20 protein-coding genes and 1 pseudogene are annotated in these 19,673 nt (G+C 59.4%); 10 read left to right on the top strand and 11 right to left on the bottom strand.

What is annotated here, in order from left to right; all coding sequences use genetic code 11:
- Nucleotide 1 precedes the first annotated feature (1 nt).
- On the bottom strand, nucleotides 2-1,435 hold the full coding sequence (gene pdxR, locus BMW76_RS23890; protein ID WP_090869615.1) for a MocR-like pyridoxine biosynthesis transcription factor PdxR: 1,434 nt from the start codon (nucleotides 1,433-1,435) through the stop codon (nucleotides 2-4).
- 90 nt (nucleotides 1,436-1,525) lie between these two features.
- Between pdxR and BMW76_RS23885 the strand changes: the two genes are divergently transcribed.
- Both BMW76_RS23885 and BMW76_RS23880 read left to right on the top strand, forming a co-directional pair.
- On the top strand, nucleotides 1,526-1,963 hold the full coding sequence (locus BMW76_RS23885; protein ID WP_245763348.1) for a GNAT family N-acetyltransferase: 438 nt from the start codon (nucleotides 1,526-1,528) through the stop codon (nucleotides 1,961-1,963).
- Nucleotides 1,960-2,604, top strand: a complete 645-nt coding sequence (locus tag BMW76_RS23880) for an FMN-dependent NADH-azoreductase (RefSeq protein WP_090869612.1) — start codon at nucleotides 1,960-1,962, stop codon at nucleotides 2,602-2,604. The genes BMW76_RS23885 and BMW76_RS23880 overlap by 4 nt, the downstream gene beginning before the upstream one ends.
- 9 nt (nucleotides 2,605-2,613) lie before the next feature.
- On the opposite strand, the gene BMW76_RS23875 is transcribed toward BMW76_RS23880, so the two are convergent.
- Nucleotides 2,614-2,883 (bottom strand): AraC family transcriptional regulator ligand-binding domain-containing protein, encoded by a 270-nt coding sequence (locus tag BMW76_RS23875; protein WP_090869610.1) that lies wholly within the window; start codon nucleotides 2,881-2,883, stop codon nucleotides 2,614-2,616.
- 361 nt (nucleotides 2,884-3,244) lie between these two features.
- Nucleotides 3,245-4,252: a LacI family DNA-binding transcriptional regulator gene (locus BMW76_RS23870; protein ID WP_245763347.1), complete on the bottom strand. Its 1,008-nt coding sequence runs from the start codon at nucleotides 4,250-4,252 to the stop codon at nucleotides 3,245-3,247.
- A 202-nt stretch (nucleotides 4,253-4,454) separates the two neighbouring features.
- On the opposite strand from BMW76_RS23870, the gene BMW76_RS23865 reads away from it, so the two are divergent.
- Genes BMW76_RS23865 through BMW76_RS23855 form a run of 3 tightly spaced genes read left to right on the top strand, consistent with a single transcriptional unit; the run spans nucleotide 4,455 to nucleotide 6,892 of the window.
- Nucleotides 4,455-5,498: a sugar ABC transporter substrate-binding protein gene (locus BMW76_RS23865; protein ID WP_090869605.1), complete on the top strand. Its 1,044-nt coding sequence runs from the start codon at nucleotides 4,455-4,457 to the stop codon at nucleotides 5,496-5,498.
- A gap of 22 nt (nucleotides 5,499-5,520) precedes the next feature.
- Nucleotides 5,521-6,519 carry a fatty acid desaturase gene (locus tag BMW76_RS23860; protein ID WP_090869602.1) on the top strand — a complete coding sequence of 333 codons (999 nt, stop codon included), beginning with the start codon at nucleotides 5,521-5,523 and terminating at the stop codon, nucleotides 6,517-6,519.
- A gap of 34 nt (nucleotides 6,520-6,553) precedes the next feature.
- The gene (locus tag BMW76_RS23855; protein ID WP_090869600.1) at nucleotides 6,554-6,892 is read left to right on the top strand and encodes a non-heme iron oxygenase ferredoxin subunit; all 339 of its coding nucleotides are present in this window, start codon (nucleotides 6,554-6,556) and stop codon (nucleotides 6,890-6,892) included.
- A gap of 200 nt (nucleotides 6,893-7,092) precedes the next feature.
- On the opposite strand, the pseudogene BMW76_RS41970 reads toward BMW76_RS23855, so the two are convergent.
- The 6 genes and pseudogenes from BMW76_RS41970 to BMW76_RS23820 form a co-directional block, all read right to left on the bottom strand.
- Nucleotides 7,093-7,365, bottom strand: a pseudogene (locus BMW76_RS41970) (cache domain-containing protein); the annotation flags it as partial.
- Nucleotides 7,366-7,821: 456 nt separating this feature from the next.
- Nucleotides 7,822-8,895 carry a 4-hydroxyphenylpyruvate dioxygenase gene (gene hppD / locus BMW76_RS23840; RefSeq protein WP_090869592.1) on the bottom strand — a complete coding sequence of 358 codons (1,074 nt, stop codon included), beginning with the start codon at nucleotides 8,893-8,895 and terminating at the stop codon, nucleotides 7,822-7,824.
- Nucleotides 8,896-8,923: 28 nt separating this feature from the next.
- A complete protein-coding gene (locus BMW76_RS23835; protein ID WP_090869590.1) occupies nucleotides 8,924-9,871 on the bottom strand; it encodes an electron transfer flavoprotein subunit alpha/FixB family protein in 948 nt (315 codons plus the stop codon).
- A gap of 28 nt (nucleotides 9,872-9,899) precedes the next feature.
- A complete protein-coding gene (locus BMW76_RS23830) occupies nucleotides 9,900-10,649 on the bottom strand; it encodes an electron transfer flavoprotein subunit beta/FixA family protein (protein WP_090869700.1) in 750 nt (249 codons plus the stop codon).
- A 15-nt stretch (nucleotides 10,650-10,664) separates the two neighbouring features.
- Nucleotides 10,665-12,062 carry an FAD-binding oxidoreductase gene (locus BMW76_RS23825; protein WP_090869587.1) on the bottom strand — a complete coding sequence of 466 codons (1,398 nt, stop codon included), beginning with the start codon at nucleotides 12,060-12,062 and terminating at the stop codon, nucleotides 10,665-10,667.
- An 8-nt stretch (nucleotides 12,063-12,070) separates the two neighbouring features.
- The gene (locus BMW76_RS23820; protein WP_090869585.1) at nucleotides 12,071-13,390 is read right to left on the bottom strand and encodes an MFS transporter; all 1,320 of its coding nucleotides are present in this window, start codon (nucleotides 13,388-13,390) and stop codon (nucleotides 12,071-12,073) included.
- 119 nt (nucleotides 13,391-13,509) lie between these two features.
- Here BMW76_RS23820 and BMW76_RS23815 point away from each other — a divergent pair, with 119 nt between their 5' ends.
- Nucleotides 13,510-14,448 (top strand): LysR family transcriptional regulator, encoded by a 939-nt coding sequence (locus BMW76_RS23815; RefSeq protein WP_090869698.1) that lies wholly within the window; start codon nucleotides 13,510-13,512, stop codon nucleotides 14,446-14,448.
- A gap of 109 nt (nucleotides 14,449-14,557) precedes the next feature.
- The gene (locus tag BMW76_RS23810) at nucleotides 14,558-14,791 is read left to right on the top strand and encodes a winged helix-turn-helix transcriptional regulator (protein ID WP_090869582.1); all 234 of its coding nucleotides are present in this window, start codon (nucleotides 14,558-14,560) and stop codon (nucleotides 14,789-14,791) included.
- Between the two features lie 85 nt (nucleotides 14,792-14,876).
- Here BMW76_RS23810 and BMW76_RS23805 read toward each other — a convergent pair whose 3' ends face one another.
- Nucleotides 14,877-15,257, bottom strand: a complete 381-nt coding sequence (locus tag BMW76_RS23805; RefSeq protein ID WP_090869580.1) for a winged helix-turn-helix transcriptional regulator — start codon at nucleotides 15,255-15,257, stop codon at nucleotides 14,877-14,879.
- A 70-nt stretch (nucleotides 15,258-15,327) separates the two neighbouring features.
- Here BMW76_RS23805 and BMW76_RS23800 point away from each other — a divergent pair, with 70 nt between their 5' ends.
- Both BMW76_RS23800 and BMW76_RS23795 read left to right on the top strand, forming a co-directional pair.
- Nucleotides 15,328-16,182 carry an NmrA/HSCARG family protein gene (locus tag BMW76_RS23800; protein WP_218162550.1) on the top strand — a complete coding sequence of 285 codons (855 nt, stop codon included), beginning with the start codon at nucleotides 15,328-15,330 and terminating at the stop codon, nucleotides 16,180-16,182.
- Nucleotides 16,183-16,210: 28 nt separating this feature from the next.
- On the top strand, nucleotides 16,211-16,837 hold the full coding sequence (locus tag BMW76_RS23795) for an isochorismatase family protein (protein WP_090869575.1): 627 nt from the start codon (nucleotides 16,211-16,213) through the stop codon (nucleotides 16,835-16,837).
- 57 nt (nucleotides 16,838-16,894) lie between these two features.
- Here BMW76_RS23795 and BMW76_RS23790 read toward each other — a convergent pair whose 3' ends face one another.
- Nucleotides 16,895-17,497: a UbiX family flavin prenyltransferase gene (locus BMW76_RS23790; protein WP_090869697.1), complete on the bottom strand. Its 603-nt coding sequence runs from the start codon at nucleotides 17,495-17,497 to the stop codon at nucleotides 16,895-16,897.
- A 497-nt stretch (nucleotides 17,498-17,994) separates the two neighbouring features.
- Between BMW76_RS23790 and BMW76_RS23785 the strand changes: the two genes are divergently transcribed.
- Nucleotides 17,995-19,635 (top strand): UbiD family decarboxylase, encoded by a 1,641-nt coding sequence (locus BMW76_RS23785; RefSeq protein ID WP_090869573.1) that lies wholly within the window; start codon nucleotides 17,995-17,997, stop codon nucleotides 19,633-19,635.
- The last annotated feature ends 38 nt before the right edge of the window (nucleotides 19,636-19,673 follow it).

Below are 19,673 nucleotides of genomic sequence, written 5' to 3'. Positions count from 1 at the left end.
GCTATCTGGCGCGCAGATCGAATGCACGAAACAGCTCCGTCACCAGACGCTGCGCCTGGGCCTGACTGCTGATGTTCGTGAATCCCATCAACAGGCCGCGACGCCCGTGCGAGCCGTTGCGCCATGTCGTCAGCGCACGCACGGCGAAGCCTGCGTCGCACGCCCGGCTGGCAAGAGCGACGTCGTCGAGATCTTCGCGCACATCAACCAGCAGATGCATGCCGCCGTCCTGCAGATGAACGACGAAACCATCTGCCGCATAAGGCGCGAGCGCTTCGGCGAGCATCGCGCGCCGCCGTGCGTAGAGCGTCCGCATTCGCTTGATATGCCGGGAAAAATGGCCTTCGGCGATGAAATCAGCCACCACTGCCTGCATGAGTTCGGGACAACCGCCATGCACGGTACGTCTGCACGCCAGTTCGAACTGCGGTACGAGGTTCGGCGCGACGACCACGTATGACAGCCGAAGTCCAGGGAACAACACCTTGCTGAGCGTCCCGCAGTAGATCACCCGGCCGCATGCGTCCATGCTTTTCAACGCGGGCAACGGATGGCCGCGATAACGATATTCGCCGTCATAGTCGTCCTCGACGATCCATGCATCGTGCGCGTCCGCCCAGTCGAGGAGTTCGACGCGCCGTTGCAGCGGCAAGGCAACACCCGTTGGACTCTGATGCGATGGCGTCACGACAGCGAGCCTTGCGTTCTTGAATCGCTTTCGCCCAAAACCGACGTCGATGCCATGTTCGTCGACGGGTACGTTGCAGATTCGTAAGCCCATGCGCTTGAGCGTTTGCGCGGTCGGCGGATAACACGGATGTTCGATCCACGCGCTCTCGCGTGCGAGTCCGAGTGCATCGACGATCAAGGCAAGGCTCGCGGTGTAGGCGGGAACGATAAAGACCTGCGCGGCGTGCGCGTCGATGCCGCGCGAGCGGTGCAGATAGGCCGCCAGCGCCTCGCGCAACGGCATGTATCCCGCTGGCGGCGGCTTGTTCAGCGATCCCACCTTGCGCGCCTGCCGCGTCATCAGCCTCGCCCAGACTTTCCTCGGAAATTCGTCGAGCGCCGGCAGGCCCATCTGCAACGGCGCGGGATTGCCGCCTTCCATATCGACGATCGTTTCGGGCGCTGACGGGCGTGCGAATGGGCGTGCGGCGACGGGCGCTTTCTTTGCGTGAGCGGGTCTGGCGGGAGCCGTGTGCTCCGAAACGAATGTCCCCGCCGGACCTCGCGCAACGAGGTAGCCCTCTCCGAGCAGGCGGTCGTAGGCGACCTGCACCGTGCCGCGCGCGACGCCCAGCTCGGTGGCGAGCGCTCGCAACGACGATACCTTCTGGCCGGGACTCAGTTGTCCCTGTTCGATCATCGAGCGAAAGCGCGTGTAGATCTGCTCGTGAATAGGCGCCGCCGCGCGGGCCATTGGTTGGGTCATGGCCTGGTCCAAAGCAAAGAAAATGTCCCTGTCAGCTATGTCACCGAACGACGACACTGAAGCCTACACCAACCCTCGTTCACTGGCATCATGATCGACGCCCCGATACTCCGACATGCCGAAACAGACGCCGACGTGATGGCGTGTTTCGGCGTCATGCAGCAATTGCGTCCGCATTTGCAATCATCAGAAGCGTGGCTCGCCCGTGTCGCGTTGCAACGCGCACAGGGTTATCGGCTGCTTGCAGTATGGGACGGCAGCAAGCCCGTCGCGCTCGCCGGCTACCGGCGCATCGACAACCTGATTCACGGCCGTTTCATCTATGTCGACGATCTGATCACGGATGAAGCGGGCCGCGGCCGCGGGCATGGCGAGCGCTTGCTGGACGAATTGCGCACGCTTGGCCGCGCCGACAACTGCAACCGGATGGTGCTCGACACGGCGCTCGCCAATGCACTGGCGCAACGTTTCTATTTCCGATTTGGCTTGTTGGCCCGCGGTCTTCACTTCAGCATGGATCTGCAATGAACAGTCTCAAGTTGCTACAGCTCGAATGCAGCCCACGGGGCGAGAACTCGACGAGCCGGCATTTCACCCATCATTTGCTGCCCGCGATGGCCGAGCGTTTCGGGCGAGACATCCAGGTCGTCCGGCGCGACCTTGGCGCGGAGCCGCTGCCGCCGATTACGGCCGAGTACGCGGAGTCGCTGGTGTTGCCCATTGCCGAAGCGAAGTCGCGGTTCGGCGCGGCACTCGCTCTTTCAGACCATCTGATTCAGGAGCTCGATGACGCGGACATGCTCTGGATCTCCGCGCCCGTACACAACTTCACGGTGCCCGCCGTGCTGAAGAACTGGATCGATCTCGTGGTTCGTCGTGACGTGACGTTCAAAACGACGGAGAACGGCAAGGTGGGCCTGTTGCAAGACCGGCCGACATTCGTCGCGGTGACTTCCGGCGGCGCCATGTTTCGCGAGCCTGCGCTACAGCCCGACTTCTTTCGTCCTTATCTGAAAGCGGCGCTCGGCGTGATCGGACTCAAGGACGTCACGTTCATGCACGCCACGGGTCTCGCATTTGCGGACGAACCGCTTTCCGTCGTGGAGACGAAGGCGGAGCAGTGGCTACGCGAGGCGTCTTTCAGACGAACCATCCCGTCAATCGCTTAACCGATCGCTTCAGGAACTCGTCACGAGACATCTCGTCTTGCGTGGATCACGCTCGTATCCGCGTAGTTCGAATCGCTGTATGCCCAGCCCCAGGTCCTCGACGGCGGCGGACCGAGCCGATGTCTCCAGCAACCGCGCTACCGCCTCGGCCGGAATCATGATGTCGGGGTCGAGCAGCACGGACTGCTCAATTCCCGCGTCGCGCAACTGCTGATAGGGATTGAGGCCCACCAGTCGGGCCACTTCGAGGAAATGCAGCCTTTGGCTGCCGCCGTTCATCAACGATGTGCCGGTGGACAATGACCGTTAGCGATGTGCTCGCCAGTCGCGCGACGCCGAGGAGCCGACGTCGGGCAGGTGCTCATCTACATCCTCCAAACCAGCGCGGGATGTAGAGAGTACGAAATTCGGGCTTTCATACTCTTCATTTCGGGACATTGACTGACTGGTCGATAAAATCGGGTCGCTCACGTAACGAGATCTGTTAATAGAATCTGCGAGCAATGCTGCATTCCCCAAAGATGGTTACGAAGTTGATTGCATGAACGGGGCTCAAACGCCGTGCCTGGCGGCGTCCCGGGTACGATCGTGACCGGCAGGCGCCGCTGTACGAATAACGCTGCCTTTCGCAAGCGCGCTGTCAAAACTCAGGCGGAAGGTTCTCTTGCAGATAGATGGAGATGGGTGTCTGAAGCGGTAAGCCCGATGTGGTGCCGCGATTGTAGTGATTAAGGATTACCTCGACGGCACGAATGGCCTCGACGAACGGGCTTTGGTCGAGCACCGCGTCCACGACTCCTTCAATAAGGAGGGCCCTGCTCACCGGACTGAGTTCGTGGCCGATAACGACGGTTGAGTCCTGGCATTTCATGGCGCGCAAAGCACGTGCAATACCCTCGTCGCCTACCGAAAGGTTGTAAATGCCTTTAAGGCCCGGATATTTGCCGAAAGCATCGCGCGTAAGTCTTTCGGTGGACCGCTCGTTCTCACGGCTTTCCACCGTTGCAACGACGTCACACGCGGGAAACCTCCGGCGCAGTACAGCGCGGAATGCGCCGTCGCGCTGCTCGTGGCCAAGGTACGTCCGCAGCCCCGCAATGACCAGGATCTGACCGCCTGCGGGACCGACAAACCGGCCCATCAACTCGCCTGCTATTCGACCAGCACAGCGGTTATCGATACCTACGTAGGCGAGCCGCCCGCAATCCGGCAAATCGCTCGCGACGCAGACCACCGGAATCTTTTTCGCCACGCGCGATACGGCGTCGATAACGAGCGGATGCTCATAGGCGACGACGATCATCGCATCGGCCTTCTGGGACACGCGGGCGATCACGCTCGCAAGCGACGGCGGCTCAAGGTCATCGAAGAACGTGACATTGCAGAGCACGCGAAAAGTTTCGAACGACTTCTGGGCCAGCTCAAACCCTTGGCGTAACGCGACATAGTACGGCGATGTTGGCTTCTGGGTGACGATGGCAATACGTAGCCAACGCGCTGACACCTCGTGAAGCGCGCGATCGATCTTGAGCTTGCGCGCCGCGTCGAGCACGCTGGCTTCCTTGGCACGCGAAACGCCTCCGCGACCGTTCAGCACCCGCTCCACGGTTGCGTAGCTGACGCCGGCGGCTTTTGCCACATCGTCCATTGTCGGTTTTCGTCGACTGCTCATGCGTATCCTGATGATGTTGAGGAAAATTCCTCAAGATTCCGTTTGAGAGCAGAGAATCCATCAATTACATTCTATTCGTCAATCGCGCACGAGACGCCACTCATTGAAAGCGCCGCGATGACCGCCCAGCCGGCCTTTACCGCAGGGCGATGAAGAACCTGATCAGGAGACAGCGAACATGGAGACAAACGGATTTCGGATCGCGCGGCGCGTCGTCGCGACATTCGCGGCAGTGACATTGATAACCGCATTCGGCCAGAGCAGTGCGACGGCGGACGAGCGCTTCGTGATGGTCAGTCACGGTTCCGACTCGAACGTTTGGTGGAACACCGTGAAGAACGGCATGCGTGATGCGAGTGAGGACTTTGGCGTCCCCGTCGATTACCGCAACCCGCCAACGGGCGATACGGGCGATATGGTTCGCATCCTCGAACAAGCTTCGGCGCGCAACTACGCGGGCGTCATCACCACGGTGCCTAACCTTGAGATGATCCAGAAGGGCCTGGCTGGCGTAAAGGCCAAGCATATTCCGCTGGTGACGATCAATGGCGGACCCGACCTTGGCATGAAGCTTGGTGCGATCATGCATATCGGTCAGCCCGAATACGATGCGGGGAAAGCGGCTGGCGAGCGCGCAAAAGCGGCAGGTATCCATAACTTTCTTTGCGTGAATCACGGTGCCGACATCCAGGCTTTGTGGGACCGTTGCAAAGGCTTTGCCGACGCCATCGGTGTCGACTACAAGAAGTCCACGATGGACAGCGGCGAAGATCCCACGGTCATCCAGAGCAAGGTGGCTGCGTACCTGCGTTCACACCGGGACACGCAGGCCGTGCTCGCCCTTGGCCCCGATCAGACGACTGGCGTGCTGCGTGGGATCAATGACGCAGGCTTGAATGGCAAGGTCTATGTGGCGACGTTCGATCTGTCGCCGGACATTCTCAAGGCCATACAGTCCGGGACAATCGCTTTTGCTATCGATCAGCAGCCGTATTTGCAGGGCTATCTTTCGGTAGCCGCGATGGCCATTGTCGTCCGTGACAAGACGACAGATCCTGCGCACATCGTCGCTGCGCTCAAGGACGACAGGAAGGTTGCAGCGCGCCTTGCGAAGTATGACCTGAAGCCTGTGTATACGGGATCGACGGTGAGCTCCGGACCAAGCTTCGTCACTAAAGACAACCTCGCGCCGGTGCAGAAGTATGCCGGCTCTTACCGATAGTCATCATTGAGAGAGGAATACGATGAACATCGACATGCATGCGTGGCACCGGGTTCACATCGACCGCAAAGTGCTGAAGGAACTGTCGACACGCTCCGATGCGCGCGGCCTGTTGCAAGTCGGCAGTTTTCTGGGCTTCGTTGCGGCCAGCGGCGTGCTCGCGTGGTTTTCGCGCGGTACCGCGTGGCTAGTTCCAGCATTTCTGCTATACGGCACGGTGTTCGCCTTCAGCGAGGCAGCGGCTCACGAACTCGGGCACGGCACGGCGTTCAAGACGCGTTGGCTCAACGAGGCCGCTTACTGGATCATCTGCTTCATGTCCTGGCGCGAACCGGTCCACAGCCGCTGGCTGCACGCGAAGCACCATACGTTCACGCATCTGACGGCTGCACCTTACAAAGACCCGGAACTCGCGTTCAAACGTCCGCTCAGCTATCTGAAACTCTTTACGGACTTCGTGCGTATTTCGCATGGTATCCAGTTTCTTGGCGCAATATGCCTGCATAGCTTTGGCGTTATCACCCGAGGCGCCGAAGAGGTGGTGCCGCCGGCAGAGTACAGAAAGATGTGCGCCAATTCCCGGATACTGCTTGCCTGCTACGTTGCCGTCTTTGTGTGGGCAATTCTCGCGAAGAGCTGGTTGCCCATCATGTTCCTGTTTCTTCCGCGTGCTTATGGCACCTGGCTCCACGAGCTGTGCGCGTTGACTCAGCACACCGGCCTGAAGGAAAACGTGCTCGACCATCGCGTATCGAGCCGCACAGTCAAGCTCAATCCATTCGTGCGATTTCTCTACTGGAACATGAACTACCACATTGAGCACCACATGTTCCCGAGCGTGCCTTTTCATGCGCTGCCGGAATTTCACGAGGCGGTGGCCGCGCAAATGCCGACACCGTACCTGGGCCTGTGGCCCGCGTGGCGCGAAATCCTGTCGATCTTTGCACGGCAGCGACACGACCCGGAGTATGTTGTCGTCCGTAATCTTCCGCCGGGCGAGCAGGGTGCGGCGGTCGCATGAACGACGGTCACACGCAAATAATAAGGAGCAGCCAATGCAGATCATCGAATGGCATCGGGTTTGTGCCTGTGAGGACATCGACGAAGAAGATGTGCGCGAGTTCCAGCATGAAGGGAACCTCTATGCGGTTTATCACACCCCGACGGGCTTCTACGCGACGGCCGGCGTGTGTACGCACGAGACCGCCCGGCTCGCGGATGGTTTTGTTTTCGGCGATGTAATCGAATGTCCGATGCACATGGGGCGGTTCGATATCCCGAGCGGCAAGGCGCAGGGCGCGCCCGTGTGCGTAAATCTCACGGTCCATCCCGTAAAGACCGACAACGGAGCCGTATTCATCGGATTGGAAGGCCGCCGATCGCACGAGAGGTGAGGTACTAGTCGCGGCGCGTAAGATGGAGGCAATGTGCATCAACGACAATCTGACGACCAGACTATCAGTTTCCATCCGCTACGATCATAGGTCCGAACGGCGTAGATCGTAGTCGACAAGTATCCAAGCTGCGTGAAATCACGATTCACTCGCAGAGCCAGGCTGCTTAATGGGAGCCGAAACGACGGTGAACGTCTTACGTTCACGGAAATATAACCACCCGTGCCGTAACGCATAGATTCAACCGCGTCGAGTGCCTGTTTCTTCGCATCGTCCACGGTGAGGGTGCGCTGTTGGGCCAGGGAGTGGTAGCGGCTAACAACATGGTAAGCCTGGTCGATCAAAGAGGTCAGCTGATTGCGACGATCGGCGATCATCGATTCCCGGTTCTGCCATGCGCCAAAGGCGCCGATCAGGAACAGGCCCACCCAGAGGACGGCAATCATTGAGCCGAGCTTCTTGTTCAAAGTCATAGTATCGGAGTGTCCACTCGGCCTGGTTCGTATATTGCCTACCCAGACGGCAGGGTCGCCGCAAGCTAGGTTTCTACGCAGATTCGAATCTGCTTTAAGCCTTTACGCACTGGCCATCCGATTCGAAAACCTCTCGAGCCCGCCTGATGGCCGCGTCGAAATCATTCTCGGTAGCAAGGTGTCTATGGTCGACGGTCACCAACCACCCTCGGGCCGATGGACACCACCGTAGTCGACGGTCCTCGTACATGAGACAGAACCACCGCCACAGACCAGCGTCCTCGCGGTCTGCACAACGTGCCGCGGCTGCTCGCAGCTCGACGTTCATGCGAACTCCTACGATTGCTTGATTAGCGCCGGAAGTCAGCTTCGCACAATGCGCGACTATGCTATCGGGCGCCAACATCGCCAGGCGGTGAAACAGGCGGAATCCTGATTCCACCCATTGCCTGCGGCCTAGACCTTCAAGACGCCGCGGGCGACCTGATCCCGCTCAAGCGACTCAAACAGCGCTTTGAAATTTCCTTCACCAAAGCCTTCATCGCCAGCGCGTTGAATGAACTCGAAGAAGACAGGCCCAAATAGCGGCTGAGAGAATATCTGCAGCAGCAACCGCTTTTGGCCGCCTTGTGTCGTGCCGTCGAGCAGGATGCCGCGTGCCTGAAGTTCAGGCACCGGCTGGCTGTGGGCTGGCAAGCGCGTTTCGATCGCCTCGTAGTAGTAATCGTTCGGCGCGGTCATTAGGGGAACGCCAGCCATTTGCAGACTGTCAACGGTCGAGATGAGGTCATCGGTCAGCAGCGCCACGTGCTGGATCCCCTCGCCGTTGAACTGCATGAGAAACTCTTCGATCTGGCCGCCGCCCTTCGCCGATTCTTCATTCAGCGGGATACGGATCTTCCCGTCGGGCGCGGTCATCGCCTTGGACGTAAGGCCGGTGTACTCGCCCGAAATATCGAAATAGCGAATCTCGCGGAAGTTGAAGAGCGTCTCGTAGAACTTCGCCCAATGTGCCATCCGGCCGCGATAAACATTGTGCGTGAGGTGATCAATGAGCTTAAGGCCGTGTCCTTTCGGGCGACGCTCGACATCCGGGAGAAACTCAAAATCAATGTCGTAGATGGATTGACCGTCTTCGAATCGATCAATCAGATAGAGCGGCGCTCCTCCGATGCCTCTGATTGCGGGAAGTCGCAGTTCCATCGGTCCTGTCGGCGTCTCAAGTGGTTGTGCACCGAGTTCCAGCGCACGCTCATACGCCTTGTGCGAGTCTTTCACCCGAAATGCAAGGCCACAGGCGGACGCGCCATGTTCTGCCGAAAAGTACGCAGCCGGGCTCTTTGGCTCGCGGTTGACGATGAAATTAATGTCTCCCTGCCGATACAGCAGTACGTCTTTTGAACGATGCTTTGCCACTAGCACAAAGCCGAGTTTTTCGAACATAGGTTCAAGCACGCTGGGCGATGGCGACGCGAACTCAACGAATTCGAACCCCATAAGGCCCATTGGATTATCGAAGAGGTCTGTCATTGTGATTCTCCATTTTGAGGGTCAACGTTTATGCGATTTCAGGCGTCAGTTCGGGTACGACGGTGAACAGATCCCCGACGAGACCATAGTCCGCGACGCTGAAGATGGGCGCCTCTTCGTCCTTGTTGATCGCGACGATGACCTTCGAGTCCCTCATGCCCGCGAGGTGCTGGATCGCACCTGAGATGCCCACCGCGATATACAGCTGCGGCGCGACGATCTTGCCCGTCTGGCCGACCTGATAGTCGTTGGGCACGTAGCCCGCATCCACGGCTGCGCGCGATGCACCCATTGCTGCACCGAGCTTGTCCGCGAGCGGCTCGAGAATCTTCGTGTAGTTCTCGCCGCTGCCGAGACCCCGGCCGCCCGACACAATGATGTTCGCCGACGTCAGTTCCGGACGGTCCAGCTTCGTCACTTCACGGCTCACGAACTGCGAGATGCCTGCGTCGGCCGCCGCTTCGATCTTCTCGACCGACGCGCTGCCGCCTTCCGCTGCGACCGGGTCGATGCCCGTCGCACGCACCGTGATGACCTTGACCGGATCAGCCGATTGCACGATCGCAATCGCGTTGCCTGCATAGATTGGGCGCTCGAACGTATCGGCGGAATCGACAGCCGTGATGTCGCTGATCTGCGCGACGTCGAGCTTCGCGGCGATGCGCGGCGCGATGTTCTTGCCGTAGGCCGTCGCGGGCGCGAGGATGTGCGAGTAGTCCTTCGCCGGGTCTTGCACAATCGTCAGCACCGTCGCCTCGACGTTTTCTGCGAGACCCGCTTCGAGTTGCGGCGCATCGGCGAGCAGCACCTTTGCGGCGCCTGCAATCTTCGCAGCGGCGTCCGCAGCCGCCTGTGCGTTGTGGCCAGCAACCAGCACGTGAATGTCGCCACCGATCTTCTGTGCGGCGGCCACCGTGTTCAGCGTCGCGGCCCTGAGCGCCACGTTGTCGTGTTCAGCAATTACCAGAATCGTCATTTCATTCGTCTCCGTGTGCCCGTAAAAATCAAAGCACCTTGGCTTCCGTCTTGAGCTTCTCGACCAGCGTCTTCACGTCCGGCACCTTGACGCCGGCGGAACGCTTCGGCGGCTCGCTCACTTTCAGCGTCTTCAGACGCGGCGTCACATCGACGCCCAGCTCTTCGGGCTTCACGGTTTCCAGCGGCTTCTTCTTCGCCTTCATGATGTTTGGCAGCGTCACATAGCGCGGCTCGTTCAGGCGCAGATCCGTCGTCACGACAGCGGGTAGCGTGAGAGACAGCGTTTCCGCACCGCCATCCACTTCACGCGACACCGTCGCCTTGCCATCAGCCACGACGACCTTCGACGCAAACGTCGCCTGCGGCAGGCCCGCCAGCGCAGCCAGCATCTGACCGGTCTGGTTGGAATCGTCGTCGATCGCCTGCTTGCCGAGAATCACCAGCTGCGGCTGCTCCTTGTCGACCAGCGCCTTCAGCAGCTTGGCGACGGCCAGCGGCTGCAGGTCTTCATTCGATTCGATCAGGATCGCGCGATCCGCGCCGATCGCCAGCGCCGTGCGCAGCGTTTCCTGGCACTGCGCGACGCCTGCCGACACCGCGATCACTTCCGTCGCGACGCCCGCTTCCTTCAGGCGCACGGCCTCTTCGACGGCGATTTCGTCGAACGGATTCATCGACATCTTCACATTGGCAATGTCGACGCCCGTGTTGTCCGACTTCACGCGGACCTTCACGTTGTAGTCAATCACTCTCTTGACAGCGACGATAATCTTCACGGCATTTCCCAAAAGTCACAGAATCCGGCCCGCATTCAGCACGCCCGCCGGGTCGAGCAAGTTTTTCACCTCTCGCATCAACGCGATTTCGTCCGCAGAACGACTTTGATGCAGGAAGTCCCGCTTGATGACTCCGATACCATGCTCGGCGGAAATTGAACCTCCCGCCTTTCCAACTGCGCGATACACGAGGTCTTCGACGCGATGCAAATCGTCGGAAGTCTCGTGCGGACCCGACAGCACATGTAAATTTCCGTCGCCTATGTGTCCAAAGAAAAGGTGGCGTTGGTTCGGGAACTGCTGTGCTAATGCATCGCGTGTTGAGCTTACAAATCGGTCCATTGCTGCCATCGGAACCCCCACGTCAAACGCGGCATGTGGCTTAAGATGAGACAACAGTTCGGCGACCGTCTCTCGATAGGCCCAGAGTCGCTGTGCATCATCCATCGACTGCGCGACCACTGCATCGGCCACAAGGCCGCTCTCAAGTACATCAGCCAGGAAGTTCTCGAGCAGAGCACGCTCGTTGGCTTCGTCGGTGCCCAGCGTTTCTATCAGTACATAGACCGGCGCGGACGCGGCAAAGGGCGGACGCAAAGCGTGAATCTCTTGCGCGGCAACCATGAAGTCCTCCCACATGACCTCGAATGCGGAGAGACTCGGCAATCTCGCGCGGCCTTCACGGATGAGCCGCGTCGCTGCATCGAATGACGGTAACGCGCAGAGGGCTGTACACGCATACGTTGGCTTGGGGGACAGCTTCACTACGAGTCTGGTGATCACCCCCAGCGTTCCCTCGCTACCGATGAAGAGATGCTTAAGGTCTACGCCAGTGGTGTTCTTGGTCACGCGGTTCATCATGCTCAGCAGGCGTCCATCAGGTAACGCTACTTCGAGGCCCAATACCATGTCGCGCATAGTGCCGAACCGGATCACCCGGTTCCCGCCCGCGTTGACGGCTGCGTTGCCGCCGACCTGGCATGAGCCGCGAGCCCCGAGATCAAGCGGGAAGTACCAGTCTTTCTCTTCTACCCGTCGTTGCAATTCTTCGAGGACGACACCCGCCTGGACGGTAGCAGTGCCACCAACGTTGTCGATGTCCTCGATCGCATTGAGCCTGGACAGGGAGAGAGCAATTTCGCCATCACGCGGCGTGGCGCCGCCGGCCAATCCTGTCAAACCACCTTGCACAACGACTTGATGGCGAAAACGGGCACAGATTTCAAGTGTTGCTGCCACTTGTTGAGGCGTGCGTGGGAAGACAACGATGCAGGGCGTGCTGCGGGTTGCTTCGCTCCAGTCACCGGCGTGGTTAGATGCGATCGACGGATCGCGGACGACACCCGCGTCGCCAAGTATTTCCGTGAGTGCCGAGAAGAAAGGGTCGACGGATTGATTACGGATCGCGCTCATTGCTTGATTCAGGTGGTGGATTGTTGACTGCGTTCGGTGCTATGCGGCAGGGCGAAGACGACCACAGCCGACAGCAGGAGAAACGCGGCGATAACGTAGAGAGCGAAGTTCGTACTGCCGGTGCGATCTACGATCCAGCCGATCATGTAGGGACTAACGAAGCCGGCGAGGTTGGCGATCGAATTGATGAGTGCGATTCCCGCGGCGGCCGCGACCCCGCCTAGTAGCGAAGTCGGAATGCGCCAAAACACCGGGGCAAGGCACTGCAAACCCATACATGCCACTGTCAATGCGCCGAAAGAGAACGCCTGCTGGTGACTGAACAACGCGCTTGCTACGAGCCCCAGCGCAGCGGCAGCACAAGGCAAAAGGTAATGCCACCGATGTTCGCCGCTTCGGTCGGCGCTACGTCCGACCGCCAGCATTGCGACGATGCCGAAAACGTATGGAACTGCGGACAGCAGACCAACATGCATAGTGGAGGAAACGCCCATGTGCTTGATGATCGAAGGTAGCCAGAACCCGAAGCCGTACTGTCCCATCGCTGCGCCGAAGTACGCCAGCGCCAGGACCCATACAGCCGGGCGGCGTACCGCGGCGGCAACCGACACCGCCTGCTTGCTCTTTGCTTCCGCTTCGATATTCGCAATCAGTCGGGAACGTGCTTCCTCGTTCAGCCATTTTGCATTGCGGATTCCATCGTCGAGGTAGAAGAGCGCCGCGATGCCGACGATTAGAGATGGCACGCATTCGAGCAGAAACAGCCATTGCCACCCCGAGAGTCCGGCCTCCCCGTGAAACGTGGACAGAATCCATCCTGAAAGAATGCCACCGCTGACGCCAGCGATCGGGATGGCTGTCATGAATGTCGCGATGACGCGGCTCCGACGCTTCGCCGGATACCAGTACGTGAGATAGAGGATGATTCCGGGAAAGAAGCCAGCCTCAGCGGCGCCGATCAGGAACCGGATCACGTAAAAGGCCGTCGTCGAGTGCACGAACGCCATCATGCCCGTGAGCACAGCCCAGGAAATCATGATCCGGGCGATCCAGCGGCGCGCGCCCACCCGATGCATGATCAGGTTGCTCGGCACCTCGCAAATGAAGTAGGCGAGGAAGAAGATGCCGGCTCCGAAGCCATAAATTTGCTCGCTCCAGCCCAATTCCGAAACCATCTGGAGTTTCGCGAACGCGATGTTCACGCGATCAAGGAACGCGATGACGAAACACAGGCAGAGGAACGGTACTAGCCGCCAGGTCACTTTTACATATGCGCGCTCTTCGAGTTCGTCCTCCTGCTGCAGATGCGCGGTAAGTTGGTGCGCCACAGTGTGCCTCCTGAGTTGGAATGTCAATCGTTGTGGCTTGAGTTTGCGGGTGGGCATTGAATAAAACAAACGATGTTTTCTGGGCTATTATTGAGAAATGCTGTTTAATGCCAGAACACATGAGCAATCCCCGATTTACCCCGCGGCAGCTCGCTGCGTTTTTGACCGTTGCTGACGTTCGCAACTTCGGGAAAGCAGGGGAGCGTCTGAATCTCTCGCCCTCTGCAGTGAGTTTGCTAATCTCGGAACTCGAAACCGGCGTAGGTTTTCGGCTCTTCGACCGGACAACGCGAAGCGTCGCGCTTTCGCCGGCCGGGCGGGAATTCGTCGTGCACGCGAAGAGCGTGCTAAGGAATATAGAGTTGGCTCAGGCGGCGGCGGATGACATACGGAACCGGGCGGCTGGAATAGTTCGAATTGCGGCTTCGCTCGTGATCGCGACCACGATGTTGCCGGCTGCAATAAGAGCCTACGCGAAGACTCATCCAAAAGTGGTCATCAGGATTCGGGATGCTGCCGTAGATAACCTCGTTGATATGGTAGCCAATGCAGACGTCGATCTGGCTATCGGTCCAGATCAGTCTGTCGGTGATGAGGTGACACGCGTTGGGCTGTTCAAAAGTCCATGGGTGCTCTGGTGCCCGCCTGAGCATCCGTTCGCGAAGCGTGCACGTATTACATGGGCGGACTTACGAAAGCAACCGTTGGTTGCGGCAGGCCGGGACTATGAACGTAACGTGTCGCTTATGCAGGCTGGCGCAGCCGACGACGAACGTATTGCACCGATGGACGTGGTAGACAACATCACTACCGCTCTTGGCATGGCAGCCGCAGGCTTGGCATTGACACTTGCCCCGGGTTACGTTGGTTTGCTGGCGAGGCCGCTCGGTCTTGCTATGCGCCGGATCGTAGAACCGGAAGTGATGCGCGAGGTTTGCCTCTATCATTCGTCGAACCGCGCGGTCTCGCCAGCAGCAGAAGGGTTCCGTGAGCACCTTGTGGAGCGGCTGGGCGGCAAGGATACACTCGGAATGCAAGGGCGGCGAGCGGGTTTCTGACTGGGGCGAACGGGCGCGGAGTTCGTCCACCTTGCTGCCACGAAACACGGCATGCCACCTCGCAACGCAGCCGCAGAACGGCTGCTTACGGAGTGCGGACGACGAATAAATGCCGGCGCGAGCGAATGACGCTTTTGGCCGCTTCCTCATCAAAAGAACAGTTTATGCGGTGATGCCACCGCATGCGGAGTATGAGTTGACGCCGCTCGGTCGTCCGCTCACGGAGCCGGTAATCGCATTGGGAACCTGGGCCAGCGACCCCATTCGCGATATTGATGTCGCCAGAGAAGCGTTCGATGCGCAGGAGCGCATCCAAGGCGATTCGCCGGTCCCATTTAAGTAAACGTGCTTCGGCAGATTTATCCATATCAGTCATAGTCGGCAACTGCCAACGAAGAAATCGCCGCCCTGGACTGCCTCGATTGTTTTTAATCCCCTGGCTTGTTGCGTAACAGGCGCGCCCATTCTGTCAGCGCCAGGAAAATCGGTTTCAGCGCACGGGCATGATCTGTCAGCGCATATTCCACTCTAGGCGGAATCTCCGCATAGGAAGTCCGGCTGACCAGCCTATCCGCTTCAAGCGCACGGAGTTGCGCCGTAAGCATGTGCTGGGTGATACCTGGCAGCGCCTTGCGTATCTGGCCGAACCGTAGCGGCCCGTCCAGTAACACCCACAGTATTTCAACCTTCCATTTGCCGATGATTGTACCGATGGCTTGGCGAAATTCGTCCAGTTCTGCTTTCGTCGGCGCGCAGCGCTGCACCCTTGGGGGATTGGTATGGGATTCCATACCGGTATTGTTTTTCATCCTACTTGTTCAATTTCATGGAGCAGTCGATATTCATACTATCAAGACATTTGTATTGCATGCTATGAACTTGAGAACAATCGTCGTGCTGGGGGCAACAGGACAGCAGGGCGGCGCGGTAGCCCGCTCACTCATCGCCGATGGCCGCTGGAAGGTTCGTGCCCTGTCACGCAATCCCGACTCTGATACAGCACGCCGACTGGCTGCCAGCGGCATGGAAGTCGTCGCCGCAGACATGGACAACCCCGCTTCGTTGCGAGCCGCCTTCGCTGGTGCGTATGGCGTGTTTTCCGTGCAGGGAACCGACCAAGGGGGCGAGGTCGAAAGCCGGCGCGGCATCGCCGTGGCTGATGCGGCACGAGCTGCCGAAGTTACGCACTTCATCTACTCGTCCGTCGGCGGTGCCGACCGGCGTTCGGGCGTGCCGCATTTCGACAGCAAATGGCGTGTCGAGGAGCACATTCTTCACCTTGACCTGCCCACTAGCATCGTTCGTCCCGTCTTCTTTATGGAGAACTTCATAAAGTCGTCCCTGCGCGTGGTGCTGCTGGCCCTGCTGCGTAGTTATGTCTCTGCGAGCAAGCCGGTGCAAATGATTGCCACGGCCGACATTGGCAAATGGGTGGCGCACGCTTTCACTCACCCCGAAGTGTTCATCGGCAAGGCCGAGGAAATCGCGGGCGACGAATTGACCCATTCAGAGATCGTCGCGGCTTTCAAACGCCACGGCTGGACGGCCGGACTTCCATTTCCCGTTCCCCGACTGCTATTGCGGCCGCTTCCCTATGACATTCGCAGGATGTTCGAGTGGTTCGGCGAAGCCGGCTATACGGCCGATATTCCTGCGCTGAAGGTAAGGCATCCCGATCTGCTGACCTTGGACGCTTGGCTAGAAGAACAGGATGGCGCGCAAGCGAAGTCGTGACGCGCCAGTTTCGGGAAAGGATCAAACCATGCACAAGAACGTATTCACGCCTGAAAACGCCGCGTTGCTGCTGATCGACCACCAGATTGGCACGATGTCCTGGACGCGCTCGCACGATGTCGAGGAAATAAAAAAGAACGCCGTGCTGCTGGCGAAGGTCGCCACGGCTACCGGACTTCCGCTGGTATTCACCTCCAGTATGGAGGAACGCGCCCAGGGGCCGTTGCTCACTGAACTGGAAGAAGCAGCGCCGGAGGCGTTCGCCAATCGGGTCAAGCGCGCTGGCATCGTAAACGCCATGCATGACCCGAACTTCAACAATGCAGTCAAGGCAACCGGCCGCGAGAAGGTGTTCGTAGCAGGGATCTCTACCGAGATCTGCGTGGTGTTCCCGGTTCTGCAGCTGCTCGACGAAGGCTACGAGGTCCAGGTAGTGACCGATGCTTCGGCTTCGTCTACCAAGCTTGGCAACGACGCCGCCCTGCGCCGATTGGAGCAGGCCGGTGCCGTCATCACGTCGACGCCGCAGGTCGTCTCCGGATTGGCGGTGGATTGGACGACGCCGAAGGGACAGGCGCTCAGCAAGCTGCTGAATCCCGGAGTCCAAGTCAAACAGTGGGAAAAAAAGGAGAAGACAAGCTTGCTGATGGGATGACGCCTGCGTGACCCAAATATCGGATCGCCGCGCAGCCCGAGTCCGCGCGCCAACCCGTCATCCGTTCGCTACGCTGACGAGCCGATGGCTGAAATCGCCCGTCCAGCGCTTGACGGTGCCCGTGTCGATGTCGAACAGATCGAGCACGCGCCCGAGCGTGTGATCGATCATGGATTCGAGACTGTCCGGCCGTGCGTAAAACGCGGGCACGGGCGGATAGATAATCGCGCCTGCTTCCGTTACGGACGTCATATTGCGCAAATGTCCGAGATGCAGCGGTGTTTCGCGCGCCATCAGAACGACCCGCTTACGCTCCTTCAGCATGACGTCCGCGGCGCGCGACAACAAAGAGCCTGTGTTGCCCGTCGCGATCTCCGCAAGCGTCTTCATCGAGCAAGGCGCGACGATCATGCCGTCCACACGAAACGAACCGCTCGAAATGGCGGCGCCGATATCGGCATTCGGATAGTGCTCGTGAGCGAGCGCCTGTACGTCGGCCGTGCGCAAATCCGTCTCGTACGCGAGTGTCATCTGCGCTGAGCGGCTCATGACGAGATGCGATTCGACGTTCAGCTCGCGCAGCATCTCGAGTAGCCGCACGCCATAGATGACGCCCGAGGCGCCGCTGATTCCCACCACGATACGTTTGCGTCGTTCCATGTCCATCGTCTCTCGTTGAACCGAAGTGCCCGCGATGCATTGCTTCGCGTCGCGATGAATCGGATATCACGCGTCCGCATGAAGAATCCTTACGCACCTCAGATGGCATACGGCTACGTGAAGGTTGCATGACGCAGGCGGGACGCTTCAAACGAAATCTGTTCATGCGTGGCATGAAGTCTTTTCATCGTCTGCACGCGGATGTGGCGCGCGACGCCACGCCGTGCCGCGGATGAAATCCGTTCATGACGCACATGAGAAATCACCGTTTGCGAGGGAGGGCGTTCTGGCTCAGTCTGCGCTCACAGTCACGCATGTCAGGCCGCGAGACTCGACGAGCAACGTCTGCCGAACAGCAGCATCTGTCTGCCGCCGTGCTGCCCGGACACGTCATATCGAAGCGACGTGGCTCGACTCACACCAATGCAATCCGACAGGCGAATCCGTGAGGCTGGCCGGTTTGCGATGCATTCCCTTTGATCATTCACCGGACAACCATGAAAAACTTCCCTTCCTTCCAGACACATTTGCAGGCCTTGGAAGAAAAAGGCCTCGTCGTCCACGTACATCGCGAGATCAACAAGGACACCGAGCTTCATCCGCTCGTGCGTTGGCAGTTGCGCGGCGGCATTCCCGAATCGGATCGCAAGGCGTTCGTATTCCATAACGTCGTCGACAGCAAGGGACGCCGGTATGAGCTGCCCGTCGTCGTGGGCGCGCTGTCGATCAACCGGGAGGTGTACTCGATCGGCATGGGCGTGTCCGTCGACGCGATCGGCAAAAAGTGGCAGCAGGCGAAGGGCAATCCGATCGCGCCCGTCGTCGTCGACGAAGCGCCGTGCCAGGAGGTGTGCTTCATCGGCGACGATCTCGATGTCGATGGACAAGGGCTCGAACACTTGCCGATTCCCATTTCCACGCCGGGTTTCGACAATGCGCCGTATACGACCTGTTCACAGTACATCTCGGTCGACCCGGAAAACGGCATTCAGAACATGGGCACATATCGCGGGCAGATCAAGGGCAAGCGTCGGGTCGGCTGCAACCCTTCTATCGAAATGGGCCAGGGCATCTATCAGCATTGGCTCAAGTACAAGGCGATGGGCAAACCGATGCCCGCCGCGCTCGTGATCGGCGGGCATCCTGCCGTGTCGTTCTGTTCGGTGCAGAAACTGCCTATCGATGTGGACGAGCTCGGCGTTGCGGGTGCGATTCTGGGCGAGCCGCTGCGCGTCGTGAAGTGCAAGACGAACGATCTGCTCGTGCCCGCCGACGCTGAGATCGTCATCGAAGGCTTCGTGCCGACGGATACGCTAGAACCGGAAGGTCCGTTCGGCGAGTCGCACGGGCATGTGAACCTTCAGGAATTCAACCCGTATATGAACGTCACGGCGATCACGCGCCGCAAGAATGCCCATCTTGTGTCGATCATCAGCCAGGTCACGCCGAGCGAAAGCTCGCTGGTCAAGAAGGTGGCATTCGAGCCGCTGTTCCTCGATCACCTGAGGAACTCGCTGCGTATCGCGAGCGTTGAGAAGGTCGTGATGCACGAACCGCTCACGAATCTGCGCAAGCTCGTGATCGTCGTATTCAGCGAGAAGGCGACCGAAACGGAGATCTGGCGCGCACTGATGGGCGCCGCATCGCTGCAGCCGGCCGTCGGCAAGCTCGTCGTCGCCGTCAGCAACGACATCAACCCCGAGAACAGCGACGCCATCTTCTGGTCGATGAGCTACCGGATGAATGCAATCAAGGACGTGCAGATCCTGCACGGCCGCGACACGGGGCATGGTCCGCGAACGTCGGGTGCGCAGCGCGGCGACGACGCAGTGGACGGCGTGATCCTGATGAACGCGACGCGCAAGGAAAAACTGCCGCCGCTGTCGTTGCCGACGAGGCCCTACATGGAGAACGCCAAGGTCATCTGGGAAGAGCTCGGCTTGCCGGCGCTGCGTCCCGAATGGCCGTGGTACGGCGTCTCGATGGGCGACTGGGACGAGCGCAACGAAGCGATGGCGCAACGCGCGGTGAACAGCGAGTACTTCAAGACGGGTGAGGAGCAGACGCGTCAGCGTGTCGGTCCCGAATGGATCAACAAGGACTCGGACTGGTACTTCGCGGAGAAGAAGGACATGTAAGCGGCCGTCGAAAGCGGCCACACCACAGCAGCAACGGA

Source organism: Paraburkholderia diazotrophica (genome assembly GCF_900108945.1).
In the GTDB taxonomy this organism is placed as follows: Bacteria; Pseudomonadota; Gammaproteobacteria; order Burkholderiales; family Burkholderiaceae; genus Paraburkholderia; species Paraburkholderia diazotrophica.
This window is presented reverse-complemented; position numbering and strand designations above follow the sequence as displayed.